The following is a 26,654-nucleotide window of genomic DNA, read 5'->3' as shown; positions in this document are numbered from 1 at the left end:
AAATTCCGATACGCGCATCGTGCTTGCCGACGCGCGCATCAGATCGGACGTGTCTCGTCCACATCGTTGGAACGGCGTTGCGGCGCCAGCAGTACGCTGGTCGCCAGCGGCCATAGCAGGGCTTCGATACCGGGTGCGAGCAGAAGTTGCCAGCCCGGCAGCGGCGCGCCCATCGCGAGGCGAATCACCACCGGTACGGCGTGTGTGACAAACAGCAGCGGCAGCACATGCAGCGCCTGCGCGTACACCGAGAACCACAGCACGCGGCGGTGGATGGTGATCGCAAAATACGCCAGCATCGTGTACGCCATGGCGTGCTCGCCGAGCAGACGCGCGTCATGCACGTCCATCAGCAGGCCCAGCAGGAACGCCACGCCCATGCCGACCTTGCGCGGCTGGTGGATGTTCCAGAACACGAGCACCAGTGCCACCATGTCGGGGATCCACAACGTGGTGCCCCAGGGCATCAGGTTGAACAGGAACGCGAACACGAAGCTCAGCACGATGAACACGGGATTCACCGGGCGCAGCAGATACTGACGATTGGTCATTGCGCGGCCTCCCGTGCGGCCTTGTTTTCCGGCTTGCTGTCTGACTTGCCCTCGGCCTTCTCGGCCGCCTTGCTTTCCGCGGCCGCCCGCGCCGCCGCGGAACGCGCACCACGTTCCGCGCGGTCGGACTTGCCGGTTGGTTCATCGGCCGGACGCGGCGGCAGGTTGGCCTCGTACTGCACCACCAGCAATTGCCGATGGGCGCGCACGCCAGCTACCGGCTCGCAATACACGCGCGAGAACGCGGTATCGGCCTTGCGTTCGATCTGTACCACCTTCGCCACCGGCAATCCCGGCGGATAGGTACCGTCGAGCCCCGACGTCACCAGCAGATCGCCCTGTTGCAGGTCGGCGGACGCCGCCATAAAGCGCAGGTCGAGCAGACCGGCACGCGCGCCGCCAAAGGCCACGCTGCGCAGGCCGTTGCGCACCACCTGTACCGGAATGGCCTGATCCTTGTCGGTCAGCAGCGTCACTTCGGACTGGAACGGCGACACCCGCGTGACCTGGCCGACCACGCCGCGCTCGTCGATGACCGGATAACCGGCGCGCAGGCCTTGCTGGCTGCCGCGGTCGATCACGATGCGCTGGCTGTACGGATCCCGCGCGTCATAGAGGATTTCCGCCGTGGTGACCGGCGTGGCCGAGCGTTCCTTGAGGCTGAGCAGCTTGCGCAGCTGGTTGTTCTCGGCTTCGAGTTCGGCCTGACGCACCGAGGCTTCGGACTGTTGCACCGCATTGCGGCGCAGCTCGCGATTCTCGGTGGCCAGCGTGACGGAAGACTGCGCGTAATCGGCCATGCCGCGCATCATGTCGCGCGGCACGAGCACCACGCGCTCCACCGGCAGCAGCACGGTGGCCGCGACCTGGCGTGCAACGCTTAGTGCGTTGAACCGGGCGTCGACGATAAGCAGCGCGAGCGCGATCGCCACGAAGACGACCAGCCGCGCCACCGCAGAGGTGCCCTGTTTAAAGAGTGGGGGCGGAGAGTAATCCATTTACCCGTACGCAGGCGTGTGCAACCCGCCAGCGGCCGCGGTGCCCGTGTTGGGGGCCACGCGCGCGCATCCGGCGGCGAAGGATGGGGTCGTATCGGAAAGCCTGGCGGCACGGGGGGACGCACGGCGGAGGGACGCCGCCCCCGTCGCATGCGCCGGCAGGCCGCGTATCGCCACGATGGAATCCCCCGGGCTCGCGTTATTCGTACGAGAAGATGCTGCCGAGCTTGTCCATGCGCTCGAGTGCCATACCCGAGCCGCGCACCACGCAGGTCAGCGGGTCTTCGGCCACGAGCACCGGCAGGCCGGTTTCCTCGGCCAGCAGGCGGTCGAGGTCGCGCAGCAGCGCGCCGCCACCGGTCAGCATCATGCCGCGCTCGGCGATGTCGGCGCCCAGTTCCGGCGGCGTCTGCTCGAGGGCGATCTTCACCGCGGACACGATCTGGTTCAGCGGATCGGTCAGGGCTTCGAGGATTTCGTTCGACGACACCGTGAACGCGCGCGGAATGCCTTCGGACAGGTTGCGGCCCTTGACTTCCATTTCACGCACTTCCGAGCCCGGGAACGCCGAACCGATTTCCTTCTTGATGGCTTCGGCGGTCTGTTCGCCGATCAGCATGCCGTAGTTGCGACGGATGTAGTTGACGATCGCCTCGTCGAACTTGTCGCCACCCACACGGACCGAACCCTTGTAGACCATGCCGCCCAGCGAGATGATGCCCACCTCGGTGGTACCGCCGCCGATATCCACCACCATCGAGCCCGACGGCTCCGACACCGGCAGGCCGGCACCGATCGCGGCCGACATCGGCTCCTCGATCAGGTAAACCTGGCTGGCACCGGCGCCCAGCGCCGATTCACGGATTGCGCGGCGCTCCACCTGGGTCGAACCGCACGGCACGCAGATGATGATCCGCGGGCTCGGACGCAGCAGCTTCGAGTCGTGGACCATCTTGATGAACTGCTTGAGCATCTGCTCGGTCACGGTGAAGTCGGCGATCACACCGTCCTTCATCGGGCGAATCGCCTCGATGTTGCCGGGCACCTTGCCGAGCATCTGCTTGGCTTCCTTGCCGACGGCCTGAATCGTCTTCTTGGCGTTGGGGCCGCCTTCCTGACGGATCGCCACCACCGACGGCTCATCGAGCACGATGCCCTTGTCGCGCATGTAGATCAGCGTGTTGGCCGTGCCCAGATCGATGGCCAGGTCGTTGGAGAAATAGCTGCGGAGAAATCCGAACATCAGGAATCCTGTCTTCTGTTGGTTCGCGGGTATGCGAAGCGGCCAGCGCCGCAAGTCGATGTTGCAGACGGCCCGGCCACGAATTTGGTTGTACGCGTAAAGGGTTCACGGCCCCCGTGGAACAGTGGCGCGGCCCGTAGAACCGGTTCCAGCGCCAACGCCACGCGACGCATCAGCGTCGGACCTACGGGAACCTTTGATTAGACCCTGCGCGAAAGTTCGCGGGAAACACGCCTGACAGGTTGAAAATTTAACCTGACGGTGGCAGAAGCCTAATCGGAGGTACCTGATTGTGACAGCGAAAAATGCGATCGAAACTGGCCGCTAATTCACCGCTGGGCGAGCGCCCCACAGTGTCAACCTTGCCATCCGTCCTTGTTTTGCCGGTCCTAGCTTGTGGGCCCTCACCTCTCTGCGGCGCAGCCCCGTTGCTTGCGATACGGTGCTGGGGGTGCAGGTAGCGGCTGGGCGCGCACTTTCATCACACATTGCCCCAGAGCATTGGCACTTTTGGGGTGCCTAGGGGAAACCTAGGGGGCACTTCAGGAAACAATGTGGTGAAGACGTGGCGGGGAGCCGGCAGCGACGCGTAATGATACCTTATAATTCCCGCTGTTTCGGGGCGTTAGGCCCCGGAAAAACTTGTAACTTCGACGGTAATTCCGGTAACTCCCGGACTCCCTCCGCGGTACGCACCTGCCCGGCGCATGGATTCATCCCCGGTGCATGTCCCACGCGTCCCCGCAGCGCCGTCTGTCATTCCACGCCATGGCCCTCGATCTGAACGACGTCAAGCGCATTGCCCATCTGGCCCGCATCGAAACCAGCGATGACGAGGCCGGCCATATGCTTGGCCAGCTGAACAACTTCTTCACGCTCGTCGAGCAGATGCAGGCGGTGGACACCACCGGCATCACGCCGCTGGCCCATCCGCTGTCCGCCGTGCGCGAGATCGCGCAGCGCCTGCGCGAGGATGCGGTCACGGAGAGCGACCGCCGTGCCGACTACCAGCGTCCCGCGCCGGCCACTGAAGGCGGCCTCTACCTGGTGCCGAAGGTCATCGAGTGAGCACGCGGGCCGGGCCCGCGCCATTGCGACCGCCTCGCGACCTTCGTCCGCCACCATCAGACGCCTACCGACCGACATGTCCTTCTCCACCGATTCCCTGATTTCCCTGCGCCAGATCGCCGATGCGCTGGCGGCGCGCACCGTCTCCGCCGAGGAGCTCGCGCGTGAGTACCTGGCCCGTATCGAGGCCACCCGCGCGCTCAATGCGTTTGTCGACGTGCAACCCGAACTCACGCTGGCGCAGGCGCGCGAGGCCGACGCCCGCCGCGCGCGCGGCGAGGCCACGCCGCTGACCGGTGTGCCGATCGCCCACAAGGACGTGTTCGTGACGCGCGGCTGGCACTCGACAGCCGGCTCGAAGATGCTGGCCGGTTATGAAAGCCCGTTCGACGCCACCGTGGTGGCGCGACTCGCTGCCGCGGGCACGGTCACGCTCGGCAAGACCAACATGGACGAATTCGCGATGGGCTCGTCCAACGAGAACTCGTCCTTCGGTCCCGTGCGCAACCCGTGGGATGCCGCGCGCGTGCCCGGCGGTTCGTCGGGCGGCTCGGCCGCGGCCATCGCGGCCGGTCTTGCGCCCGCCGCCACCGGTACCGATACCGGCGGCTCGATCCGCCAGCCGGCCTCGTTCTCGGGCATCACCGGGATCAAGCCGACCTACGGCCGCGTGTCGCGCTACGGCATGATCGCGTTCGCATCGTCGCTCGACCAGGGCGGCCCGATGGCGCGCAGCGCCGAAGACTGCGCGCTGCTGCTCAACGCGATGGCCGGCTTTGACGAGCGCGACTCCACCAGCCTGACGCCCGCGCAAGGCGGCGTGGACGAAGACTTCACGCGCCATCTGGGCCAGCCGCGCGCCGGCGCCAGTGCGGACCGTCCGCTGGCCGGCCTGCGCATCGGCCTGCCGCGCGAGTACTTCGGTGCGGGACTTTCGGCCGATGTCGAACAAGCCGTACGTGCCGCGCTGGCCGAGTACGAGAAGCTGGGCGCGACGCTCGTCGACGTGTCGCTGCCGAAGACCGAGCTGTCGATTCCGGTGTACTACGTGATCGCGCCGGCGGAAGCGTCGTCGAACCTGTCGCGCTTCGATGGCGTGCGCTATGGCCATCGCGCGGCCGAGTATCGCGATCTGCTCGACATGTACAAGAAGAGCCGTGCCGAGGGCTTCGGCGCGGAGGTCAAGCGACGCATCCTCGTGGGCACCTATGTGCTGTCGCACGGCTACTACGATGCGTACTACCTGCAGGCACAGAAGATCCGCCGCATCATCGCCGACGACTTCCAGCGCGCGTTCGCGCAGTGCGACGTGATCATGGGCCCGGTGGCCCCGACGGTCGCATGGAAGCTCGGCGAGAAGAGCGCCGACCCGGTGCAGATGTACCTGGCCGATATCTTCACGCTGTCCACAAGCCTGGCTGGACTGCCCGGCATGAGCGTGCCGTGCGGCTTCGGCGAGGGCAACATGCCCGTGGGCCTGCAGCTGATCGGCAACTACTTCGACGAGGCACGCCTGCTGCAGACCGCGCATGCGTTCCAGCAGGCCACGGACTGGCACCTGCGCCGTCCGGCCACGGCCTGACGGATTACGACAACACGAGATGACGCACTTCCGGATGCTGTGCCGCACCCTGGCCGCCATGGCGCTTGCCCTGGCGGTGAGCGGCTGCATCCCGTCGCCGTTCGGCCGCTCCACGCCGATCGCGAGCCGCGACATCGACCTTGCCGGCAATTGCCAGCGCACCGAGGAAGACGGCTTTCGCGAGGACGCGCAGCTGAACGTCAATGACAACACCGTGCGGCAGCTCTCGTGGAAGTTGTGGGTCGGCAAGCGCGGTTCGTGCACGTTCGATCTGGCCGACTTCCGGCAGGTCCGCAAGACGCCGCATATCGAACTGCGCGCGAACGATGGCAGCGGCTGCAAGCTGATGGTGTGGCAGGATCCGCGCCGCGTCACACTCGCGCATGCGAGCTGCCAGCAGCGTTGCACACCAGGCATCTACGAACAGGCCTGGCCCGTGATGTTCGATCCCGACACCGGCGCATGCGCCGCCACGCGATAGCAGGCGACGATATGACGACAGACAACCTCACGCGCCGCGCCACCCGCCACCTTTCGTCGCACCTCATGCCGCACCTCATGCCGCGCCTGCGCGCGGCGGCACGGGCGCTGACCGGTCTCGCCATTGCGACGCTCGCCGTCGCCACCTTTTCGCTGCCGGCTGCCGCCGTGCCCGCGATGCTGCCGTCCTCGCCCGCTAGCGCGGTGCTGACGCCCCCGTCGCCGGCGAGCGCGGCGCTTGCGCAGCCGGTGCCCGCACAGCGCGTGACGGTACCGGGCGAAGCCGGCATGCCGACGCTGACCGCGTACTGGTTCCTGCCGCGCGAGAGCAGCACGCCGCGTAGCGGTGGCATGCCGGTGGTGGTGGCGCTGCACGGTTGTAACGGGCTCGACGAGACGCGCCGCACCGGCGTGCTGCAGACGCGCTACCGCGAATACGCGCAGTGGCTCGGCGATCGCGGCTACGCGGTGTTGATGCCCGACAGCTACGGACCGCGCGGCAAAGAGAACAGCTGCAACGAAGCGCCCGACGCGCGCGGCGTGGACGACAAGGCGCGCCGCGCCGATGCGCTGGCCGCGCTGCGCTGGCTTGCGGACAAGCCCGGCATCGACATGCGCCGCGTGGTGTTGCTCGGCTGGTCCAACGGCGCGCAGGCGGTGCTGGCCACGATCGACGCCAGCCGGCCGTGGCCGGCCGCCACACCGAACGTCGAGCGCGCGGTGGCTTTCTATCCGGGCTGCCGGCGCGCGGTGCAGCAACATAATTTCCGGCTGCGCTCGCCGCTGTTGGTCATGATCGGCGGCGCCGACGACTGGACGCCCGCCACGCGCTGCGCGATGCTGCAGAGCGCGGTGCAGGCGCGCCAGCCGAACGCGCGCTTCCGCCTCGAGATCTATCCGGGCGCGTATCACGGCTTTGACGGCACCAGCGAGCTCCATGTACGCCGCGATGTCGCCTCGACGCGCCGTGGTGGCCATGTCACCGTCGGCGGCGATGCCGTCGCGCGCGTGGCCGCGCTCGCGCAGCTCGATTCATGGCTGGCGAGCACCGAGCCCTGAGTCCCCGAATCCGAACACCAGACACAGAACACCCGCACACGTACAGGAATACCGCCATGCATACCACGCAATGGGAAGTGGTGATCGGCCTGGAGACGCATACCCAGCTCTCCACGGTCTCCAAGATTTTCTCCGGCACCTCCACCGCCTTCGGTGGCGAGCCCAATACACAGGCCTCTCCGGTGGACCTCGCGCTGCCGGGCGTGCTGCCGGTGCTGAACAAGGGCGCCGTCGAGCGCGCGATCGAGTTCGGCCTGGCGATCGGCGCGAAGATCGCGCCGCGCAGCATCTTCGCGCGCAAGAACTACTTCTACCCCGATCTGCCGAAGGGCTACCAGATCAGCCAGTACGAGATTCCCGTCGTACAGGGCGGCACCATCACGATTCAGGTGGAAAGCAAGCAGGGCGTGTACGAGAAGACCGTGCAACTGACGCGCGCGCACCTCGAAGAAGATGCGGGCAAGTCGCTGCACGAGGACTTTGCCGGCATGACCGGCATCGACCTCAACCGCGCCGGCACGCCGCTGCTCGAGATCGTGACCGAACCCGACATGCGCAGCGCCGCGGAGGCCGTGGCCTATGCCAAGGCGTTGCACTCGCTCGTGGTCTGGCTTGGCATCTGCGACGGCAACATGCAGGAAGGCAGCTTCCGTTGCGATGCCAACGTGTCCGTGCGCCCGGTGGGCCAGAAGGAATTCGGCACGCGCCGCGAGATCAAGAACCTGAACTCGTTCCGCTTCCTGCAACAGGCGATCGAATACGAAGTGCAGTGGCAGATCGGCGAGATCGAGGACGGCCGCAAGATCGTGCAGGCCACGGTGCTGTTCGACCCGGACACCGGAGAAACGCGCGCGATGCGCACCAAGGAAGACGCGCACGATTACCGCTACTTCCCCGATCCGGACCTGATGCCGCTGGAGATCGACGACGCATGGATCGAGCGCGTGCGCGAGAGCCTGCCCGAGTTGCCCGCGTCGATGCAGGCGCGCTTCGTGTCGCAGTACGGTCTGTCCGCATACGACGCGAGCATGCTGACCTCGAGCAAGGCTCAGGCCGCGTACTACGAAGCGGTGGTCGCAGAGGTGGGTGCCGCCAGCGCCAAGCCCGCGGCCAATTGGCTGATGGGCGACGTGGCGTCGCAGCTGAACCGCGACGGTATCGCGATCGACGCGGCACCGGTCAGCCCGGCGCAGCTTGCAAAGCTGCTGGCGCGCATCGCCGACGGCACCGTGAGCAACAACACCGCCAAGAAGGATGTATTCCCGGCGATGTGGGCCGGCGAGTCGAACGGCGACGCCGACGCGATCATCGCGGCCAAGGGCCTCAAGCAGATGTCCGACAGCAGCGAACTCGAGAAGATCATCGACGATGTTCTCGCGGCCAACGCGAAGTCGGTCGAAGAGTTCCGTGCCGGCAAGGAGAAGGCGTTCAACGCGCTCGTGGGTCAGGCCATGAAGGCCACCAAGGGCAAGGGCAACCCCGCGCAGGTCAACGAGCTGCTGAAGAAGAAGCTCGGCTGATCGCTGTCAGCATCCTCCCCTCTCTCCGGAGAGGGGAGCGAATCTTCAGGTCTGCGGCACCACGCTGACCTGCACCTCCACCGTATGCTCCCCGCCCCCGACAATCACGCCATGCAGTAGCGGGATGTCGCTGTAGTCGCGCGCAATCGCGAGCGTGACGTGGCGCGTGTCGGCCAGCACGTCGTTGGTCGGATCGAGGTCGATCCAGCCGAGCGTCGGGCACCAGACGCCGGCCCACGCATGCGATGCATCGGCACCGAGCAGGCGTGCCTCACCCGGCGGCGGATCGGTCAGCAGATAGCCGCTCACATAGCGCGCCGCGAGCCCCAGCGAGCGCAGGCAGCCGATCATCACCTGCGCGAAGTCCTGACACACCCCACTGCGCAGCGCGAACGCCTCGCGCGCGGGCGTATGCACTTCCGTGGCCTCGCTGTGATAGGCGAAGTCCGCGTGAATGCGATGCATCAGGTCGATCGCGCCCGCGGCTACCGTCACGCCGGGACCGAAGCTGCCCTGCGCATAGGCGCGCATTTCCGCGTCCAGTGCCACATTCGGCGAGGCATAGACGAATTCGGTCTCGCGATGGAAAGGCTGCCCCGCCTGATACCGCAGGCACTGCGCGGCGGCTTCCCATGGCAGGCTGCGCGCCGCGTCGAAACCATGCCAGCGCGGTTGCAGGGTGACCAGGCTCGATGCGCTCAGACACATTGTCTCGTGCGGCACGTCGAGCATGAAATGGAGCACGCGATTGCCAAACGCATCGGTGCGCATATGTTGATGCGACGGCGCGGGCTGGATCGCAATCTCGTGCGCATGCACCGTCTGCCACGGATACGAGGATGGCGACGCCACGGCGCGCTGCTGGGCGAGCTCGACCGGGTGCGCGTAACGATAGGTCGTGATGTGCTGCACCGCGAGCGTGGTGAGTTTGGTGAGGGCGATGTCGCTCATGGCAATTCACGCCCCGGCGCGGCACCGGCGTGGCTGAAGTAGCGCGAGGCGATCTCCTCGGACACGCGCGCCATACGCTCGCCGAGGTGATCGCACAGCGCCGAGAGCCGCGCATGACGGCCATCCGCGTCCGCTTCCACGAGTCGCGTGAGCGATGGCAGCGCCGAAGCCGGCGGCAACATCTCGACGAGTCGTACGCGCGCCTGGCCGGTGGCGCCCGGTGGAATCTGCGCGAGCTTGTCGCGCAGGCGCTCGAGCACGCCATAGAGTCCACGTGGATTGGATGGCTCGATCACCAGCAGCTCCACGAGCGCGGTGATATCGGTACGGCCCGGGTAACGCGAGCGAAACGTGAGTGTGCTGTCGAACAGGTGCAGCAGCAGGTCGAACCCGCCGCGCGTGAGCAGCGCGCCGGTTTCGACCGCGGTCTCGAGCATCGGCGCGAGTCCGCCGATACGCTCGATATGCCGGCCGATAAAGACCAGCCGCCACGCTTCGTCGCGCGTCATGCGATCGCCCTGCGCGCCGCTGATGGCACCGAGCTGCATGCTCAGGTGATCGAGTGCGGCCAGCACGCGCGTGCGGTCGTAGCCCACCGCGCCGCCGTTTGCCCCCGGCGTGGACGATGTCGATGACGTTAGGGCAGCTGACATCCCGACGCGGAAATCGTTGCGCGCCGCGAGGATGGTGCGCCAGTGATCGTTCGACAGCCGGTTGCGGATCTGGCTCGCGGCGCGCGCATGCCCCGCGAGCGCATACATCACGCCCGAGTCGCCCGAAGGGTCCGCCAGCGTCATCACGAGGGCGCGTTCGAAGCCCGCCATCGACGCCGCGGGCGATGGCGCATCTTCCGGCACGAGGCCGAACCAGCGCGCCAGGCTGCCGATCATCGCCAGCGTGTTCTCGTCGGTTTCCTCGTGGCTCTCGATCGACCCCAGCATCTGTCGGCACAACCGCACCGTGTTTTCGGCGCGCTCCGCATAGCGGCCGCCCCAGTAAAGATTCTCGGCTGCGCGGCTGGACACCGTAAGCGCAGCCTGGGCCTGCGCGGCGGGCGGCGACAGGCCGCTGCGCGCGGCCAGCGGCGTGGCGCCGATCGGCTGCGTCGACAGCACCCATGTGTCGGCGCTGGTGCCACCGGTGCGCATCGAGACCTCGGCGCATCCAGGCGGCGCCAGTCGCGTGAACCCGCCGGGCATGACCTGCCAGCCGCCATTGCCATCCGCCACGGCGTACACGCGCAGCAGGGCCGCGCGCGAGCTCATGCGGCAATCGTCTGGCTCCCAGCATGCCGAATGCGACAGCGCGAGCGGTGCCTGGATCGTGTAGCGATCGGGCATCGCCTCGATCCGCGCGCGCCAGTCGGCCAGCCGCTGCACGCCGCGTTCCTGCCCCGGCAGGGTCTCGCAGTCGATGGCTGCATCGACATCCTCGCGCTCGCCACCCCCAGCGGCCTCGTTGGGGTCATCAGCGGGGTCGTTGGCGGGGGCGGGGTTGTCCGCGAGGTGTTCAGGATACGTCGGCATGATGTAGGCCTCGCCCAGCGCGTCGAAGGCGCGCGCCCGCGCGGCGGCCTCGCCGCACCACCACGTATCGACGCCCGGCAGCCGCAGCGACTCGCCGAGCAACGCCTCGGACATCCCCGGCAGAAATCCATGCAACGCCGGTGACTCGAGAAATCCCGAGCCGGGCATGTTGGAGACCAGCACATTGCCCGCGCGCATGGCTTCGAGCAGGCCCGGCACACCCACTGCGGAGGCGCCATGCAACTCGAGCGGATCGCACAGTACGTCGTCGACACGGCGCAGGATCACGTCGACGCGCTCGAGACCGCCGAACGTCTTCAGGTAGACCACATCGTTGCGCACGGTCAGGTCGCCGCCCTCGGCCAGCGTAATGCCGAGGTAGCGCGCGAGAAACGCATGCTCGAAGTACATCGCGCTCGCGGGTCCCGGGGTCAGCAGCACGAGGTGCCGCTCCCCAGTCGCGCCGTCGAGTGGCAGGTGCGTAAGCGTGGAGATCAACTGCGCGAACACCGGCGGCAGTCGCCGGACGTGCAGCGCGCGAAACGGCTCCGCCAGCTGGCCCGACACGATCAGCCGGTTCTCGAGCGCATAGCCCATCCCCGCCGGAGTTTCGGTACGCTGCGCGAGCACGGTCCAGCCCGCTGCGCCATGCACCAGGTCCACCGCCACGATCTGCAGGAAGCTGGCGCCCGGCGGGTGATACCCCTTGAGCCCGCGCAGGTAGCCCGGATGACCGAAAACCAGCCCCGGCGGCAGCAGGCCGCGCTCCAGCAGCGTCTGCGGCCCGTAGATATCGCCCATGATCGCGTTGGCCAGCACCGCGCGCTGCGTGACGCCAGCCTCGATCGTGGCCCAGTCTTCCTCGCTGATCAGGAACGGCAGCAACTCCAGCGCCCAGTCGCGCGCGCTGTCCTTCTCGCCGTCCTGCTCTGCATGAATATTGAAGGTCACGCCGTTGTCGCGGACCTGACGCGCCACGGCCGCGGCACGCGCGCTCAGGGTGTCGCCCGGGGTGTCACCCGGTGTGTCGACCGCCGTGTCGATCTGAGCTTCGTCCCGTGCATCAGCGCGCGTCATGCCCAGCGCATCGAAAAACTGTGCCCACGACGCGCGCAATGCGCCATCGGGTGCACGCAGTTCATCATGGTGGCCGTGCGCCACGGCCGGCGGCATCAGGTCGTCCGTTCTACATCGCTTTGGCATCGGCGCCCTTGTTGATGCCCTCGGTGATCCCCTTCGCGCGCACGGACTCCTCGAGCAACGAGCGCAGCTTGGCCAACGAGCCCGGGTCGCCGTGCGCGGCCGAGCGTGCGTACCAGATCTTCGCCTGCTCGATATCCTTCTCCACCACGCCCGGCTCCCCGCGCTCGTAGTAACTGCCGACGATGTACTGCGCGCCGCCATCGCCCGCGGTTGCCGCGCGGCTGTACCACGTGAAGGCCTTGCCGTAGTCCTTCGCCACGCCGCGCCCGGTGAAATAGTTGGTGCCCAGTGCCATCTGCGCCTCCACATGGCCACCCTGTGCGGCGCGCTCGTACCACTGATTGGCTTGCTCGAGCGACTTCGGCACAAGCTGCCCGCGCTCGTAGAGATCGCCGAGCGTGTATTGCGCGTGGGTCATCTGGTTGTCGGCGGCGCGGCGCAGCCACACCAGCGCTTCCTGCGGCCTGGCCACAGTGCCCTCGCCGCGCAGCAGCATCATTGCGTAGTTGAATTGCGCCAGTCGGTTGCCCTGCCTGGCTGCCGCACCGAACCCCTGAAACGCGGCGTCGAAGCGGCCGGCGTCATAGTCGGCCACGGCCGCATGGGTCTGCGCCTGCGCCGGCGCGGGACGCCCCGGCGCGGCAGTGGCCGCCGTGGCCGCCAGCGTCAGAAAGAGCGCCATGGCCACGCTGCGCAGCTTGGGCAGGCAGGAAGGCAGGCAAACGCGCGCGACGGAATTGGCGCGTGGCAAGTACAAGGCAGGCATGAGGAAACTCCGGTCCGGTTCCGGTCAAATGCCAGTGTAGTGGGGATGGCATCGGCCCGGTGGGGTTACCGCCAACCATCCAAGCGAAGAATGAAGACTGCGATTTATTTCATCGCTTCATTCCTCGCATCGATAACCATCAACTACCCCGCGAACCGGTAGCCGACGCCGACTTCGGTCAGCAAATGCGCCGGCTGCGCCGGATCGGCCTCGAGCTTGTGCCGCAGATGGCCCATATAGACACGCAGATAGTGGCTGCTCTCCGAATGCGACGGGCCCCAGACCTCGCGCAGCAGTTCGCGATGGGTCATGACCTTGCCGCGATGCGCGATCAGTACCGCGAGCAGCCGGTACTCGATCGGCGTCAGGTGAATCGACGCTTCGCCGCGCGTGACGAGCCGGTTCGCGAGATCGACCTTGACGTCGCCGAACGCGATCTGCGGCGTGCCCTGCGGATTGGCTTTGGCATGGCGGCGCAGCAACACGCGCACGCGCGCGACCAGCTCGCCCACACCGAACGGCTTGGTCAGATAGTCATCCGCGCCCGCATCGAGCGCGGCGATCTTGTCCGATTCTTCGGTGCGCGCCGACAGCACCAGCACCGGCACTTCGGTCCACGTCCGCATCTCGCGGATCAGCGTCATGCCGTCACCGTCGGGCAGGCCGAGGTCGAGAATCACGACGTCTGGCTGCCGCGTGCCGGCGTCGATCAGGCCGCGTTTCAGCGTGTCCGCCTCGTGCACCATGCAGCCTTCGGCCTGCAAGGACTCGCGCACGAAACGACGAATGTGCGGCTCGTCCTCGACGAGCAGGACGGTGGGCGAATAGTCGAATGGCATTTCAGTGAGATTCCTTGTCGCGCATGGGTTGCGTCGCGACGTCCGCAGTTTCGGTCGGGTTAGCGACTTCCGTGGTCATATCGATGACCTCCGGCTCGATCGCCGGCGGATTGCCGCGCGGCAGTGCGAGCGTGAAGCGTGCACCAGCACCCTCCACCGCATCCGCCCAGATGCGACCCCCGTGCGCCTGCATGATCGCATCGCACACCGCAAGACCCAGGCCGACGCCGGCGGTCGACGATTCGCTATCGCCGCGCACGAACTTCTCGAAAATCTGGCGCTCACGGCCGCGCGGCACGCCGGGGCCCTCGTCCTCGACGATCAGATGGACTTCGTCTTCGGTGAGCGTGCCGCGCAGACGGATCTCGGTACCGGCCGGCGTATATTTCGCGGCGTTCTCCAGCAGATTGCACAACACGCGCTCCATCAGCACGCCGTCGCATTCCACCAGCGGCAGCACCGACAGATCCGCCACGCGTACGCGATGGCCCGCGAGCGCATCACGCAACGATGCGAGCGCCGCGCCGACGAGTTCCTCGAGGGACTGCCACGTGCGCTGCAACGCCACGTCGTGCCGCTGCAGACGCGCCATATCCAGCAGATTGACCACCATCGTGCGCATGCGCAGCGCCTGTCCACGCATCGCATCGACGGTCGCTGCCACGTCATCCTGCAACGGCGGGTTCGCGCGCTGCAGGGTCTCGGCCATACCGATCAGGCCGGTCAGCGGCGTGCGCAGATCGTGCGAAACCGCGGCCAGCAGCGAACTGCGCAACCGTTCTGATTCGATCGACAGCAACGCCTGCTGCGCGACTTCCACATAATGCAGACGTTCGATCGCGATGGCGATCAACGTCGTGAAAACATCCGCCTGGCGCCGCAGTTCGGGCGCGGCCAATGCACGCCATGCGCGTGGCTCCACTGCCAGCACGCCGCGCGTCTGCATCGGCGCCTTGAGCGGCAGGTACAGCACGGTGCTGCCCGGCAGCGTATGCGTGCCGGTGCCAGCTGGCTGGCCGTGATCGAACACCCATTGCGCGAGCACCTTGTCGATGGCCTCGCCCTTGTGCAGGTCTGCAGATGTGCGCGCATTCTCGTCACGCCCGTGGCGAGCATCGCCATGGCCACTGTCGAACGCCAGCGACACCAGCCGCCCTTGCGCACCCACTACGAAGAACGTCGCCTGCGCATCGAACGCGGCGCGTAGAAAGCGGCTGCCGATTTCACCGATCTGCTCGATCGTCAGCGCCGCCGACAACTCCCGTGCCAGTTCGTACAGCGTGCGCGCGTCGGTCTCGCGGTGCACGGCCACCTGCGCCTGCTCGCGCAGCCCCGCCGTCAACTGACCGATCACCAGGCCCACCGTAAGCAGCACCGCGAAGGTCAGCAGGTACTGCACGTCGCTCACGGCGAACGACAGGCGCGGCGGCACAAAGAAAAAGTCGAACGAGCCAACCGCGAGCACCGAGGCGAGCGCGGCCGGTCCACGACCATGACGTAACGCCACGCCGACCACGGCCGCAAGGAACAGCATCGCGATGTTGACCTGATCGAACCATGGGCGCGTGAGCGTCGACAGCGCGGAAGCCGCGCCACACCACAGCACTGCCCACCCGTAGTCGTACCAGCGCTTGCGGCTGATGGCGTCCGCGGCGGCCGCGGCCTCCATAGCGGCTTCATCATCGGCCAGCGCGGCCCCCGCCACCGTTCCCTCCACGCCGCTCGCTCCCGCGCCGGCCGTACGCGGGCGCAGGTCGGCGCGCGTGGTGTCGGCCGCCACGCGAATCACGTCAATCTCGGGACAGCCCATCGCCAACGCATCGGCAAAGGTCTGCCGGCCGATCAGCCGGTTGCCGACGCCCAGCGCCGGCGCCAGCACGCGCGCGAGCGATGTGCGGCCGCGTTCGAGCCAGTTGCCTTCACGCGGCCAATCGGTGCGCGCGCGGCCCACGATCACCTTGGTCAGATTGTGGCGGCGCACGTATCCAGTCACCGCGCTCACCATATCGTCGCCCGCGAGCGTATCGGTGCGCGCGCCGAGTTCCTCGGCAAGCCGCATCGCGGCCTGCATGCGCGCCCGCACGGTCTCGGCAAGCGGCGTCAGGCGCGGCGTGGCGATCGTCACCACATGCCAGTCGCAATCGAGCTGACTCGCGAGCCGCCGCGCGCTGCGCACCACCTGCTCCGCATCGTCACCGCTGCCAATGCAGGCGAGCACGGCCTCGCGCGTGCGCCACACGGGCGAGATCGCGCGCGCGTCGCGATACGCGCGCACATCGTCGTCTACCCGATCGGCGGTGCGGCGCAGCGCGAGTTCGCGCAACGCCATCAGGTTGCCCTTGCGGAAGAAATTGCGCGCGGCCTGCTTTGCCTGCTCGGCGAAATAGACCTTGCCCTCGCGCAGGCGCCGCAGCAGTTCGTCGGCAGGCAGATCGACCAGCACGACTTCGTCGGCACCATCGAACACCGCATCGGGCACGGTCTCCCACACGCGCACGCCGGTGATGCCGCCCACCGCCTGATTGAGACTGTCGAGGTGCTGTACGTTGACGGTCGTCCAGACATCAATGCCGGCCGCCTGCAATTCCTGAATATCCTGCCAGCGTTTGGGATGCCGGCTGCCCGCCGCGTTGGAATGCGCAAGCTCGTCCACGAGCACAAGCGCCGGTCGCCGCGCGAGCGCGCCGTCGAGGTCGAACTCCTGCAGCACGCGGTCGCGATACGGCACGGACCGCATCGGCAGGCGCTCGAGCCCTTCGAGCAACGCTTCGGTCTCGGCGCGGCCATGGGTCTCGACGATGCCGATTGCCACGTCGGTCCCCTGCATGCGCAGCGCGCGCGCCGCGGTCAGCATCGCGAAGGTCTTGCCGACGCCAGCCGAGGCGCCGAAGTACACGCGCAGCTTGCCACGCGCCGCGCGCGCGCCCTCCGCCTGCACGCGTTCGAGCAGGTCATCCGGATCGGGGCGGGCGACGGGTTCGGTCATGGAAGTCGGGGAAGAGATGGCTGCGATTCTGCCACGGCGGAAATGCGGGCGGGGATTCCCGCCTTCCCTCTTCCGTGGGAAGAAGGAAAGCGGGAAAGTAACGCGGTTACTTCATGGCATCAAGAGCGAGGTTCAGCTTCAGCACATTGACGCCAGGCTCACCCAGCACGTCGAGGCCCGGGCTGCGCGTATTGGCGGCGATCAGTGCTTCCACCCTGGCCACGGGCACACCGCGCAGGCGCGCGACGCGCGCGGCCTGATACTGCGCCGCAGCCGGGCTGATCTGCGGATCGAGCCCGCTGCCCGACGCGGTGACCAGATCCACCGGTACCGGCTTGTCGTTACCCGGATCGGCCTCGCGCAGCGCATCGATGCGTGCCTTGGCCGCATCGGTCAGCGCCGGGTTGGTCGGGCCCAGGTTCGAACCCACCGAAGCGGCCGCGTTGTACGGCATCGGCGCGGTGGCCGACAGGCGGCCCCAGAAGTACTTCGGATCGGAGAACGGCTGCCCGATCAGTTCAGAGCCGACGACCTTGCCGTCTTTGACGATCAGCGAACCCGCCGCCTCATGCGGAAACAGCGTGCGGCCGATGCCGGTGACGAGGCCCGGATACAGCAGCCCGGTCACAATCGACAGCGCGACGAACAACGTCAGCGCGGGGCGCAGCATGCCCTGCTGCACGGGTACCTGCGGCGCGGGGGCCGGCGTGGTGGTCTTCAGTTGCGTTTGCATGTTCTTACTCCGTATTGCGTGGGCGCATTCGTAAAATCAGGCCCAGCCAAACATCACCAGTAGCATGTCGATCAGCTTGATGCCGACAAATGGCACCAGAATGCCGCCGAGCCCGTAGATCAGCAGATTGCGACGCAGCAGCGTGGCGGCGCCAAGCGGGCGGTAGACCACGCCGCGCAGCGCGAGCGGAATCAGCGCAACGATGATCAGCGCGTTGAAGATCACCGCGGACATGATGGCCGAGGCCGGCGTGGCCAGACCCATCACGTTGAGCAGGTTCAGCTGCGGATACGTGGTCGCGAACGCAGCCGGGATGATCGCGAAGTACTTCGCGATATCGTTGGCCACCGAGAACGTGGTGAGCGAACCGCGCGTCATCAGCATCTGCTTGCCGATCTCGACGATCTCGATCAGCTTGGTCGGGTTGCTGTCGAGGTCGACCATGTTGCCGGCCTCGCGCGCGGCCTGCGTGCCGCTGTTCATCGCCACCGCCACGTCCGCCTGTGCCAGCGCGGGCGCATCGTTGGTGCCGTCGCCGGTCATCGCCACGAGGCGGCCTTCGCGCTGGAACTCGCGGATCATCGCCAGCTTCGCTTCGGGTGTGGCCTCGGCCAGGAAGTCATCGACACCGGCTTCCGCTGCGATCGAGGCCGCCGTCAGACGGTTGTCGCCGGTGATCATCACCGTGCGAATGCCCATCTTGCGCAGTTCGCCGAAACGCTCCTTGATGCCCGCCTTGACGATGTCCTTGAGCTCGATCACGCCCAGCACGCGTACGCTGTCCTCGGTACCGACGCTCACAGCTTCCACCACCACCAGCGGCGTGCTGCCGGCACGCGCCACATCGTCCACCGCCTGCACCAGGGCCTCGGGGAACTTGCCGGCGCGCTCGGTCACGTAGCGGCGCACCGCTTCGGCCGCGCCCTTGCGCACGCTGCGCACCTGGTTGCCCTGCGTCACGTCCACGCCGCTCATGCGCGTCTGCGCGCTGAACGGGATAAACACCGGCGCGTCCATGGTCCGGTTGTTGAGCTCCGGCGCGACAGCGCCCGGTTGCTGGCGTGCCAGCGTGACGATGCCGCGGCCTTCCGGCGTTTCATCGGCCAGCGACGACAGCCATGCCGCCTCGGCGAGCTGACGCTCGGTCACGCCCGGTGCGCACACGAAGCGCGCGGCCTGGCGATTGCCGTGCGTGATGGTGCCCGTCTTGTCGAGCAGCAGCACGTCCACGTCACCGGCGGCTTCCACCGCGCGGCCCGACGTGGCAATCACGTTCGCTTCCATCATGCGGCTCATGCCGGCCACACCGATCGCGGACAGCAGACCGCCGATCGTGGTCGGGATCAGGCAGACCAGCAGCGCCACCAGCACGGTCACCGATACCGGCACGCCGAGCTTGGTCACGAGCACCGCGTACAGCGAGAACGGCTGCAGCGTGGCCGTGGCCAGCAGCAGCACCAGCGTCAGGCCCACCAGCAGGATCGTCAGCGCGAGTTCGTTCGGCGTCTTCTGACGCTTGGCGCCTTCGACCATACCGATCATGCGGTCGATAAAGCTTTCGCCCGGATTGGTCGTGATGCGCACGACGATCCAGTCCGACAGCACGCGCGTGCCGCCCGTCACCGACGAGAAGTCGCCGCCCGACTCGCGGATCACCGGCGCCGATTCGCCGGTGATCGCCGACTCGTCGACCGAGGCCACGCCTTCGATGACCTCGCCGTCGCCAGGGATCGTATCGCCGGCTTCCACCAGCACGACGTCGCCCTTGCGCAGTTCGGTGGCCACGCGCGCCTCGGTGGCGGTCTGCGCGCGATAGTCCTTGCGGCCGGCACGCACCACGCGTGCGGTCACCGTGGTCTTGAGACCGCGCAACGCGGCGGCCTGCTGCTTGCTGCGGCCCTCGGCCAGCGCTTCCGCAAAGTTCGCGAACAGCACCGTGAACCAGAGCCACACCGACACGGCCAGGATAAAGCCCGCCGACTCGTCCGCGCTCGGCGTCACCAATGCGCGCAGGAACAGGATCGTGGTCAGGATGCTGCCCGCGTAGACCACGAACATCACCGGGTTGCGCAATTGCTCGCGTGGCGTGAGCTTGCGGAACGCGTCGACGATAGCCGGCTTGACCAGCTCGGGCGCGAACATGCCGCGCGCCGGGCGGCCGTGCGGGCCCTTGCCTGACGCTGACGAAGTGGCGGCGGACGTTTGCACGGCAGTCCGGCTGGCCCCTTGAGTGTTATCGGTCGCGCCTGTTTTCTTGTGCGCTACCGTGGAATCATGTTGCATGCGATTCTCCGCGAATTACCGGGTTGCGGCGGTCAACGCCGCGGGTTGCTGCTGGGTCTGCTCTAACTGCGCGGCCGGGGCGGCGGGCGTGGCGGACGGCTCGGTCGATGCGGCTTGCAGCGGCTGCAGCTGTTCGGCCACCGGGCCCAGCGCGAGCGCCGGCACATAGGTCAGCGCGCCAACCAGCAGCACCGAACCAACCAGCAACACGACAAACAGCGGACCGTGCGTGGGCATCGTGCCCGCCGTCACCGGCGTGCGCTTCTTGGCGGCCAGCGAGCCAGCCATGGCGAGCACCGGGACGATGATCCAGAAGCGGCCGAACCACATTGCCGCGGCCAGCAGCGTGTTGTAGAACGGCGTGTTGGCGGACAGGCCCGCGAACGCGCTACCGTTGTTGTTGGCGGCCGACGACAGCGCGTACAGGATTTCGGAGAAACCGTGCGTGCCTGGGTTGAACACGCCCGCGCGGCCCGGATCCGCCATGACCGCGATCGCGGTGCCCAGCAGCACCAGCAGCGGCGTGACGAGGATGGCCACCGCAGTCATCTTCATCTCGTATGTCTCGATCTTCTTGCCGAGGTACTCCGGCGTGCGGCCGATCATCAGGCCCGCAATGAACACCGCCAGCACCGCGTAGACGAGCATGCCGTACAGGCCGGAACCCACACCGCCGAACACCACTTCGCCCAGTTGCATCAGCAGCATCGGCACGAGGCCGCCGATCGCGGTGAACGAATCGTGCATCGCATTGACGGCGCCGCACGAAGCCGCGGTCGTAATGGTCGCGAACAGTGCGCTGGCCGAAATGCCGAATCGGACTTCCTTGCCTTCCATATTGCCGCCGGCCTGCAGCGCGGACGCCACGTGGTCGATCGGCAATTGCGAGAGCGCGGCCGTGATCTGGGCCTCGGATGCCATCGCAGCCAGCGCCATGACGACGAAGATTACCGTCATCGACGCGATGACCGCCACGCCCTGGCGACGATCGCGCACCATCTCGCCAAACGTGAAGCACAACGCGGCGGGAATCAGGAAGATCGCGAGCATCTCGATCAGGTTCGCGAACGGCGTCGGGTTCTCGTACGGATGCGCGGAATTGGCGTTGAAGAAGCCGCCACCGTTGGTGCCAAGCATCTTGATCGCTTCCTGCGACGCAACCGGACCCATCGCCAGCTGCTGCGTGCCGGTCTTTGCGGCTTCCATGACGGGCTTGCCTTCCTTGTCGAGCACGGGCTGGCCCGCGGCATCGACCTTCGGCTGCGTGTATTCCACTTCCGTCACCATCGACACATCCTTGTACGCGTCGAAGTTCTGGATCACGCCCTGCCCCACCAGCACCACGGCCATCACCACCGACAGCGGCAGCAGGATGTACAGCGTGCTGCGCGTCATGTCGGTCCAGAAATTGCCGATGGTGTGGGCGGTATGACGCGCGAAGCCACGAATCAGCGCAAACACCACCGCAATACCGGTGGCCGCGGACACGAAGTTCTGGACCGTCAGCGCGAGCATCTGGGTCAGATAGCTCATCGTCGACTCACCGGCGTAGCCCTGCCAGTTCGTGTTGGCAACGAAGCTGATCGCGGTGTTGAACGACGAATCGGGCGAGACCGCGCCGAACCCCTGTGGATTCAGCGGCAGCACGCCCTGCAGGCGCTGCAGCGCGTAGACCGCGATCACGCCAATCAGATTGAAGACGATCAGCGCGATGGCGTATTGCTTCCAGCCCATCTCGGCGTCGGCACGCACGCCACCGATGCGATAGACCAGTCGTTCCAGCGGACGGCCCCATGCCGTCAGTTTGTAGTTGCCCTCTTCCATCGCACGGCGCATATAGCGGCCGAGGAATGGTCCCGCGATGAACAGAATCGCGAGAAAGAGCGCCAGGAGCCCAAGAAACTGGGCGGATACCAAATGGGAAGACATCAGAATTTCTCCGGCCGGAACAGTGCTACGAGCAGGTAGATAAAGATGGCGACGGCCAGGCCGCCGCTCAGCAGGTCGGTCCAGTTCATCAACGCCCCCGCTCGTCAGCGCCGGTCTTCCCGTTCGGCTCGGATGGGGGCTGTGCGCCCAGTGCGGCGCACAGCGCCAGTAGCGCGCCAGTGAGCGCGCCAAACCCTAACAACACGATGAAATAGATCCCGTCCATGGCAACTGCCTCGTGAGTGATTCACGAATGGGAGGTTAGGGATCGAGGGGTAAAAACGGGGTAGAGAGGTCGGAGGGGGGTGTAAAGAAAATATAAAGACGAGCCCGGGGCGGGCTCGCAGGGCCTATTTCAGAGCCATCCGGCCCGATGCAGCTTGCGCCAGAGGCCGCCGCAGGCCACGGCGGTGAAACCGACCACGATCGGATAGGCGTAATGGAATTTGAGCTCGGGCATCCATTCGAAGTTCATGCCATACAGGCTGAACACCACGGTCGGAATCGCCAGTATCGCGCCCCAGCCCGCAAGGCGCTTGACCACCTCGTTCTGCGCCACGGTTACCAGCGCCAGATTGACCTGCACCGCGGTGGTCAGCATTTCGCGCACCACGTCGAGCGTGCGCACCACGCGGCTGGCGTGGTCCTCGATATCGCGGAAGTACGCGCGCAGCTCCTTCGGCACGAGGTTCTCATGCAGGCGAATCAGCTGGCTGCAGATGTCCTCCACCGGAAATACCGCGTTGCGCAGCCGCAGCACCTGGCTTTTGATCCGATAAAGGCGTTCCAGCGCCGCGCGATCGAACTCGTCGCGGAAGATGTTCTGCTCGAGCTTCTCGAACGTGTCCTCGAGCCGATTGACGATGGGCAGGTAGTGATCGACCACGAAATCCATCAGCGCGTACAGCACATAGCCCGGCCCGTGCGCAAGCCCCGCCGGGTCCTGCTCGCAGCGTTCCCGCACCGGCGTGTACGTGCTGCTGGCCCCGTGGCGCACCGATACCACGTAGCGCGGGCCCACGAAGATATGGGTCTCGCCGACCACCACCTCCTCGTCCACCAGCTGCGCGGTGTTCAGCACGATAAAGACCGAATCGCCGTAGGTCTCGATCTTGGGCCGCTGGTGCGCGTCGAGCGCGTCTTCCACCGCGAGGTCATGCAGTCCGAATTCGCGCTGTACCTTGCGCAGCAACGGGAGGTCCGGCTCATGCAGGCCCAGCCAGACGAACGTGTCGTCCTCCGCCAGCACGTCGGAAATCGCATCGACGTCGACCGTGCCGAGCTTCTTGCCATTGCGATAGGCCACGCAATTGACCACTGCACCCATGGGTATTCCTTTTTCTGGATGCGGCATCCTAGCAAGAGTCAGGGGGCTGCGGGCATCGGCGTCACTCTGACACCCGGTATGGCGACCATCGGGCACCTGCGGCAATCAACTGGCGAATTGTTACAGTTCGCCGCGGAGACGACGTTAGAATGTCGCATTTCCACGGTCACCCGGCTATGTCCCAGAAGAAATCGCCACGCTTCGAGCTGCGAAGTGGCAATGTCGACGCCCTCCTTCTCGCTCTCAAGACCGCGGACACGGACGCCCTGCGGGACGACCTCCTCTCCCGCTTTGAAGCGACCCCCGATTTCTTCTCCAATGACGTCATCGCGCTGGACCTGCGTCGCCTGGAAGGCGACGAACGGGTCGGCATCGACCGGCTGATCGAGACCCTGGGCACGTTGCGCGCCCGCGCCATTGGCGTGGTGGCCCGCGCGGACCAGCGCGAATGGGCGGAAGCCTATGGCTTGCCGCTGCTGGATAGCCAGAGCCGACGCGGTGGTCGGGAAGAAGCCGCCGAGCCCGTGCCCGACGCTTCCACCGACGCCGCCGAGGCGGTTGCGGACGTACCCGCTGCTGCGCCAGCCCCGGCGCCCGCCGCCGCGACAGTATCGGATGTGGCCGGCATCGTGGCCGCCGCCACCGCGCGCGCGGTCCCGACCATGCTGATCGACCGGCCGCTGCGCTCGGGCCAGCAGGTCTATGCGCCGGGCGACGTGGTGATTCTCGACCTCGTCAGCTACGGCGCCGAGGTGATCGCGGAAGGCAATATCCATATCTACGCCCCGCTGCGCGGCCGCGCGCTGGCGGGTGTCAAGGGCAACCACGACGCTCGCATCTTCTGCACGTGCCTGGAGCCCGAACTGATTTCCATCGCTGGCATCTACCGGACCGCGGAGCAGACGCTTCCGGCCAATGTGCTCGGCAAATCCGCCCAGGTTCGCCTGGCCGACGAAAAACTGATCCTCGAGCCGCTGCGGATGAAGTGACGCGCGGGGACCGGGACCGATCTATCTAGCACCCTTACTGGACCAAAGAGCCATGGCAAAAATCATCGTAGTGACCTCCGGCAAGGGAGGCGTCGGCAAGACCACCACTAGTGCCAGCTTTGCCGCCGGCCTGGCCCTGCGAGGCCACAAGACCGTCGTGATCGACTTCGACGTGGGCCTGCGCAACCTCGACCTGATCATGGGTTGCGAACGCCGCGTGGTGTACGACCTGATCAACGTGGTCCAGGGCGAAGCGAACCTCCATCAGGCGCTGATCAAGGACAAGAAGTGCGAAAACCTGTTCATCCTGCCGGCCTCGCAGACGCGCGACAAGGATGCCCTGACGCGTGATGGCGTGGAAAAGGTCATCAACAACCTGAAGGAAATGGACTTCGAGTTCATCGTCTGCGACTCGCCGGCCGGCATCGAGACCGGTGCGCTGATGGCGATGTACTTCGCCGACGAGGCGCTCGTGGTGACCAACCCCGAAGTGTCGTCGGTACGTGATTCGGACCGCATCCTCGGCATCCTGGCCTCCAAGACCAAGCGCGCGAGCGAAGGCGAGCCTATCAAGGAGCACTTGCTGATCACGCGTTACAACCCGAAGCGCGTGCATGGCGGAGAAATGTTGTCGCTCCAGGATATTCAGGAGATTCTGCGCATCAAACTGATCGGCGTGGTCCCGGAATCCGAGGCGGTGCTGCACGCTTCCAACCAGGGGACGCCCGCGATCCACCTGGAAGGCACCGACGTGGCCGATGCGTATGGCGACGTCGTGGACCGCTTCCTCGGCAAGGACAAGCCCATGCGTTTCACCGACTATCAGAAGCCGGGACTGCTCTCGCGCATCTTCGGCAACAAGTAAGGAGGACTATTCCATGTCGATCCTGTCCTTCCTGCTGGGGGAAAAGAAGAAATCCGCTTCGGTCGCCAAGGAGCGGCTGCAGATCATTCTGGCCCACGAGCGCAGTGGCCATTCGGCGCCCGCCGATTACCTGCCCGCGCTGCAGCGCGAGCTGGTCGCCGTGATTTCGAAGTATGTGAAGATCAGCGACCAGGATCTGCGCGTGAACCTCGAGCGCCAGGACAATCTCGAGGTGCTCGATATCAAGATCGAAATTCCGCAGGGCTGACCCGCGGCAATGACCCCGAGACGGCGCGTTCGCGCCGTCTCCGTAGTAACCCTGAGCGCATTCGCGCCGGCTCGGTAGTAACCCTTCCTACCTTCGTGGGGATTGCGGCACTGCAACATGCAGATCCTGCATGCTCCTCACCTCCCCCCTCGCTCCCTTTCTGCATACCCGTTGTGGGTCGGTGTGCACCGTCCTGGCGCTTGCCGCACCGCACCATGAAGTCGCGTGTGTGACAGGGTGTAGCGGCAAACCAACGGATTTGCACCAAATGTCTTCCTGAACGCCGCCTCTAGTTCAGTTTTATGTCGAAAAGTTCAGCCTTTTGTTAAATTTTCGCGGCGTTTACAGAAAACGTAGACCATTCGCGCCGTGATCCGGCCGCGAACACCACAAGACAGAAAAGGAGCACCATGAAGAAATCGCTACTGACTCTCGCTATCGGCTCGCTGTGCGCGGGCAGCGCCTACGCCCAGACGTCGGTGACGCTGTACGGGATCGTGGACCAGTCCATCCGCTACCAGACCAACGCGGACGCTGCCAACCACAGCCAGACCCAACTGACCAACGGCGCTATCACCAACAGCCGCTGGGGCCTGAAGGGCGCGGAAGCGCTCGGTAACAACCTGAAGGCAATCTTCCAGCTGGAAAACGGCTTCGACCCTGATACGGGCCGTGCCAACCAGAACGGTTCGCTGTTCGGTCGTCAAGCCTACGTGGGTCTCTCGGGTGATTTCGGTGCCGTCAAGCTGGGCCGTCAGTACACCGAAGGCTTTAACTTCTTCGGCGACTACGATCCCCTGACGATCGGCAACTACGACAACAACGCGTGGCCGTTCTTCCTGACGCAGTTCCGTAACAACAACGTGGTCAGCTACTCGGGCGCCTTCAGCGGCCTGAGCGTCGGCGCCAGCTACGGCTTCGGCGAAGTGCCGGGCAGCACGACCAAGAGCTCGTACTGGGGCGCACGCGCTGCCTATGAGTTCGGACCGTTCGGCTTCGGCGGTGTGTATCAGGAAATCAAGGACATCAACAGCAACAAGCAGCAAATGTGGGGCGCCGCGGGTAAGTACACCATCGGACCCGCAAAGCTGTTCCTGGGCTATGTTGGCGGCCGCGACAGCACCGGCACGCTCGACGCGAACTTCTTCTCGCCGAACCCCTCCAAGCTGCCGCCCGCAGCCACGCGTAACTATGGCGCGAACCCGCGTCAGGACATGATCGGCTACATCGGCGCGACCTACCAGGCGACGCCGGCCCTGGCCGTGACCGGTGTGTTCTACGGCGACCACATCAAGAACGCGTACGGCGTGAACGACGCCAGCGGCAACCGTTACACGGGCGTGCTGCTGGCCGAGTACTCGCTGTCGAAGCGCACGCAGGTCTACGGTACCGTGGACTTCAACAAGGTCACTGGTGCTGCCGAGGCGAATCTGCCGGGCAAGAACAACCAGACCGGCTTTGGCGCTGGTATCCGCCACATCTTCTGAT

The 26,654-nt window shown here is 66.2% G+C and carries 22 protein-coding genes and 1 pseudogene; 9 read left to right on the top strand and 14 right to left on the bottom strand.

Annotation, left to right across the window (positions count from 1 at the left end; translation table 11 throughout):
- Positions 1–38 precede the first annotated feature (38 nt).
- From mreD to LDO41_RS16915, 3 genes are all read right to left on the bottom strand, one after another.
- Entirely contained in the window at positions 39–551 is a 513-nt protein-coding gene (gene mreD, locus LDO41_RS16925) for a rod shape-determining protein MreD (RefSeq protein ID WP_223990205.1), read from the bottom strand.
- A complete protein-coding gene (gene mreC, locus LDO41_RS16920; RefSeq protein ID WP_223990203.1) occupies positions 548–1,549 on the bottom strand; it encodes a rod shape-determining protein MreC in 1,002 nt (333 codons plus the stop codon). Before mreC ends, mreD begins: the two co-directional genes overlap by 4 nt.
- A gap of 199 nt (positions 1,550–1,748) precedes the next feature.
- Complete coding sequence (locus LDO41_RS16915; RefSeq protein WP_011296266.1) at positions 1,749–2,792, bottom strand: rod shape-determining protein; 1,044 nt, start codon at positions 2,790–2,792, stop codon at positions 1,749–1,751.
- Between the two features lie 768 nt (positions 2,793–3,560).
- On the opposite strand from LDO41_RS16915, the gene gatC reads away from it, so the two are divergent.
- The 5 genes from gatC (at position 3,561) to gatB (ending at position 8,501) form a co-directional block, all read left to right on the top strand.
- Complete coding sequence (gene gatC, locus LDO41_RS16910; protein ID WP_223990488.1) at positions 3,561–3,860, top strand: Asp-tRNA(Asn)/Glu-tRNA(Gln) amidotransferase subunit GatC; 300 nt, start codon at positions 3,561–3,563, stop codon at positions 3,858–3,860.
- A gap of 76 nt (positions 3,861–3,936) precedes the next feature.
- On the top strand, positions 3,937–5,442 hold the full coding sequence (gatA, locus tag LDO41_RS16905; protein ID WP_223990201.1) for an Asp-tRNA(Asn)/Glu-tRNA(Gln) amidotransferase subunit GatA: 1,506 nt from the start codon (positions 3,937–3,939) through the stop codon (positions 5,440–5,442).
- A gap of 19 nt (positions 5,443–5,461) precedes the next feature.
- On the top strand, positions 5,462–5,923 hold the full coding sequence (locus tag LDO41_RS16900) for a hypothetical protein (protein ID WP_223990199.1): 462 nt from the start codon (positions 5,462–5,464) through the stop codon (positions 5,921–5,923).
- Between the two features lie 77 nt (positions 5,924–6,000).
- Positions 6,001–6,981: a dienelactone hydrolase family protein gene (locus LDO41_RS16895; RefSeq protein ID WP_377741621.1), complete on the top strand. Its 981-nt coding sequence runs from the start codon at positions 6,001–6,003 to the stop codon at positions 6,979–6,981.
- 56 nt (positions 6,982–7,037) lie between these two features.
- Positions 7,038–8,501, top strand: a complete 1,464-nt coding sequence (gene gatB / locus LDO41_RS16890) for an Asp-tRNA(Asn)/Glu-tRNA(Gln) amidotransferase subunit GatB (protein ID WP_223990195.1) — start codon at positions 7,038–7,040, stop codon at positions 8,499–8,501.
- Between the two features lie 45 nt (positions 8,502–8,546).
- Here gatB and LDO41_RS16885 read toward each other — a convergent pair whose 3' ends face one another.
- From LDO41_RS16885 to LDO41_RS16835, 11 genes and pseudogenes are all read right to left on the bottom strand, one after another.
- Positions 8,547–9,452, bottom strand: a complete 906-nt coding sequence (locus LDO41_RS16885) for a transglutaminase family protein (RefSeq protein WP_223990193.1) — start codon at positions 9,450–9,452, stop codon at positions 8,547–8,549.
- A complete protein-coding gene (locus LDO41_RS16880; protein ID WP_223990191.1) occupies positions 9,449–12,181 on the bottom strand; it encodes a circularly permuted type 2 ATP-grasp protein in 2,733 nt (910 codons plus the stop codon). Before LDO41_RS16880 ends, LDO41_RS16885 begins: the two co-directional genes overlap by 4 nt.
- Positions 12,165–12,863: a tetratricopeptide repeat protein gene (locus LDO41_RS16875; protein ID WP_223990486.1), complete on the bottom strand. Its 699-nt coding sequence runs from the start codon at positions 12,861–12,863 to the stop codon at positions 12,165–12,167. The genes LDO41_RS16880 and LDO41_RS16875 overlap by 17 nt, the downstream gene beginning before the upstream one ends.
- Positions 12,864–13,090: 227 nt before the next feature.
- Positions 13,091–13,786, bottom strand: coding sequence for a two-component system response regulator KdpE (gene kdpE, locus LDO41_RS16870; RefSeq protein ID WP_223990188.1), 696 nt, complete (start codon positions 13,784–13,786; stop codon positions 13,091–13,093).
- Between the two features lies 1 nt (position 13,787).
- On the bottom strand, positions 13,788–16,772 hold the full coding sequence (locus LDO41_RS16865) for a DUF4118 domain-containing protein (RefSeq protein ID WP_223990186.1): 2,985 nt from the start codon (positions 16,770–16,772) through the stop codon (positions 13,788–13,790).
- Positions 16,773–16,878: 106 nt separating this feature from the next.
- Positions 16,879–17,505 (bottom strand): potassium-transporting ATPase subunit KdpC, encoded by a 627-nt coding sequence (gene kdpC / locus LDO41_RS16860; RefSeq protein ID WP_290370895.1) that lies wholly within the window; start codon positions 17,503–17,505, stop codon positions 16,879–16,881.
- Positions 17,506–17,541: 36 nt separating this feature from the next.
- On the bottom strand, positions 17,542–19,647 hold the full coding sequence (gene kdpB / locus LDO41_RS16855) for a potassium-transporting ATPase subunit KdpB (RefSeq protein ID WP_223990483.1): 2,106 nt from the start codon (positions 19,645–19,647) through the stop codon (positions 17,542–17,544).
- A gap of 261 nt (positions 19,648–19,908) precedes the next feature.
- Positions 19,909–21,717: pseudogene (kdpA, locus tag LDO41_RS16850) on the bottom strand (potassium-transporting ATPase subunit KdpA); the annotation flags it as partial.
- Positions 21,717–21,806, bottom strand: a complete 90-nt coding sequence (kdpF, locus tag LDO41_RS16845) for a K(+)-transporting ATPase subunit F (RefSeq protein WP_109582419.1) — start codon at positions 21,804–21,806, stop codon at positions 21,717–21,719. The gene kdpF and the pseudogene kdpA, both read right to left, overlap by 1 nt.
- The gene (locus LDO41_RS16840) at positions 21,806–21,943 is read right to left on the bottom strand and encodes a hypothetical protein (protein WP_191002154.1); all 138 of its coding nucleotides are present in this window, start codon (positions 21,941–21,943) and stop codon (positions 21,806–21,808) included. Before LDO41_RS16840 ends, kdpF begins: the two co-directional genes overlap by 1 nt.
- Positions 21,944–22,072: 129 nt before the next feature.
- Positions 22,073–23,044 (bottom strand): magnesium and cobalt transport protein CorA, encoded by a 972-nt coding sequence (locus LDO41_RS16835; protein WP_223990182.1) that lies wholly within the window; start codon positions 23,042–23,044, stop codon positions 22,073–22,075.
- A 176-nt stretch (positions 23,045–23,220) separates the two neighbouring features.
- Between LDO41_RS16835 and minC the strand changes: the two genes are divergently transcribed.
- The 4 genes from minC to LDO41_RS16815 all read left to right on the top strand — a co-directional run bounded on the left by minC (position 23,221) and on the right by LDO41_RS16815 (position 26,653).
- Positions 23,221–24,033, top strand: coding sequence for a septum site-determining protein MinC (minC, locus tag LDO41_RS16830; protein WP_223990180.1), 813 nt, complete (start codon positions 23,221–23,223; stop codon positions 24,031–24,033).
- A gap of 52 nt (positions 24,034–24,085) precedes the next feature.
- Positions 24,086–24,898 (top strand): septum site-determining protein MinD, encoded by an 813-nt coding sequence (gene minD, locus LDO41_RS16825; protein WP_223990178.1) that lies wholly within the window; start codon positions 24,086–24,088, stop codon positions 24,896–24,898.
- A 13-nt stretch (positions 24,899–24,911) separates the two neighbouring features.
- Positions 24,912–25,166, top strand: coding sequence for a cell division topological specificity factor MinE (gene minE / locus LDO41_RS16820; protein ID WP_223990176.1), 255 nt, complete (start codon positions 24,912–24,914; stop codon positions 25,164–25,166).
- Positions 25,167–25,576: 410 nt separating this feature from the next.
- Positions 25,577–26,653 (top strand): porin, encoded by a 1,077-nt coding sequence (locus LDO41_RS16815; RefSeq protein WP_223990174.1) that lies wholly within the window; start codon positions 25,577–25,579, stop codon positions 26,651–26,653.
- The last annotated feature ends 1 nt before the right edge of the window (position 26,654 follow it).

This window comes from Cupriavidus pampae (assembly GCF_914271485.1).
GTDB lineage: Bacteria > Pseudomonadota > Gammaproteobacteria > Burkholderiales > Burkholderiaceae > Cupriavidus > Cupriavidus pampae.
This window is presented reverse-complemented; position numbering and strand designations above follow the sequence as displayed.

Bases quoted from the DNA above. Each gene is read 5' to 3' on its own strand.
- LDO41_RS16840 (WP_191002154.1), bottom strand. From the start codon at position 21,943: ATGGACGGGATCTATTTCATCGTGTTGTTAGGGTTTGGCGCGCTCACT.
- kdpF (WP_109582419.1), bottom strand. From the start codon at position 21,806: ATGAACTGGACCGACCTGCTGAGCGGCGGCCTGGCCGTCGCCATCTTT.
- gatA (WP_223990201.1), top strand. From the start codon at position 3,937: ATGTCCTTCTCCACCGATTCCCTGATTTCCCTGCGCCAGATCGCCGAT.
- kdpC (WP_290370895.1), bottom strand. From the start codon at position 17,505: ATGCAAACGCAACTGAAGACCACCACGCCGGCCCCCGCGCCGCAGGTA.
- LDO41_RS16885 (WP_223990193.1), bottom strand. From the start codon at position 9,452: ATGAGCGACATCGCCCTCACCAAACTCACCACGCTCGCGGTGCAGCAC.
- minD (WP_223990178.1), top strand. From the start codon at position 24,086: ATGGCAAAAATCATCGTAGTGACCTCCGGCAAGGGAGGCGTCGGCAAG.
- kdpE (WP_223990188.1), bottom strand. From the start codon at position 13,786: ATGCCATTCGACTATTCGCCCACCGTCCTGCTCGTCGAGGACGAGCCG.
- minE (WP_223990176.1), top strand. From the start codon at position 24,912: ATGTCGATCCTGTCCTTCCTGCTGGGGGAAAAGAAGAAATCCGCTTCG.
- gatC (WP_223990488.1), top strand. From the start codon at position 3,561: ATGGCCCTCGATCTGAACGACGTCAAGCGCATTGCCCATCTGGCCCGC.
- LDO41_RS16815 (WP_223990174.1), top strand. From the start codon at position 25,577: ATGAAGAAATCGCTACTGACTCTCGCTATCGGCTCGCTGTGCGCGGGC.
- mreC (WP_223990203.1), bottom strand. From the start codon at position 1,549: ATGGATTACTCTCCGCCCCCACTCTTTAAACAGGGCACCTCTGCGGTG.
- LDO41_RS16915 (WP_011296266.1), bottom strand. From the start codon at position 2,792: ATGTTCGGATTTCTCCGCAGCTATTTCTCCAACGACCTGGCCATCGAT.
- LDO41_RS16835 (WP_223990182.1), bottom strand. From the start codon at position 23,044: ATGGGTGCAGTGGTCAATTGCGTGGCCTATCGCAATGGCAAGAAGCTC.
- LDO41_RS16895 (WP_377741621.1), top strand. From the start codon at position 6,001: ATGCCGCGCCTGCGCGCGGCGGCACGGGCGCTGACCGGTCTCGCCATT.
- LDO41_RS16900 (WP_223990199.1), top strand. From the start codon at position 5,462: ATGACGCACTTCCGGATGCTGTGCCGCACCCTGGCCGCCATGGCGCTT.
- minC (WP_223990180.1), top strand. From the start codon at position 23,221: ATGTCCCAGAAGAAATCGCCACGCTTCGAGCTGCGAAGTGGCAATGTC.
- LDO41_RS16875 (WP_223990486.1), bottom strand. From the start codon at position 12,863: ATGGCGCTCTTTCTGACGCTGGCGGCCACGGCGGCCACTGCCGCGCCG.
- mreD (WP_223990205.1), bottom strand. From the start codon at position 551: ATGACCAATCGTCAGTATCTGCTGCGCCCGGTGAATCCCGTGTTCATC.
- LDO41_RS16880 (WP_223990191.1), bottom strand. From the start codon at position 12,181: ATGCCAAAGCGATGTAGAACGGACGACCTGATGCCGCCGGCCGTGGCG.
- LDO41_RS16865 (WP_223990186.1), bottom strand. From the start codon at position 16,772: ATGACCGAACCCGTCGCCCGCCCCGATCCGGATGACCTGCTCGAACGC.
- kdpB (WP_223990483.1), bottom strand. From the start codon at position 19,647: ATGTTCGCGCCCGAGCTGGTCAAGCCGGCTATCGTCGACGCGTTCCGC.
- gatB (WP_223990195.1), top strand. From the start codon at position 7,038: ATGCATACCACGCAATGGGAAGTGGTGATCGGCCTGGAGACGCATACC.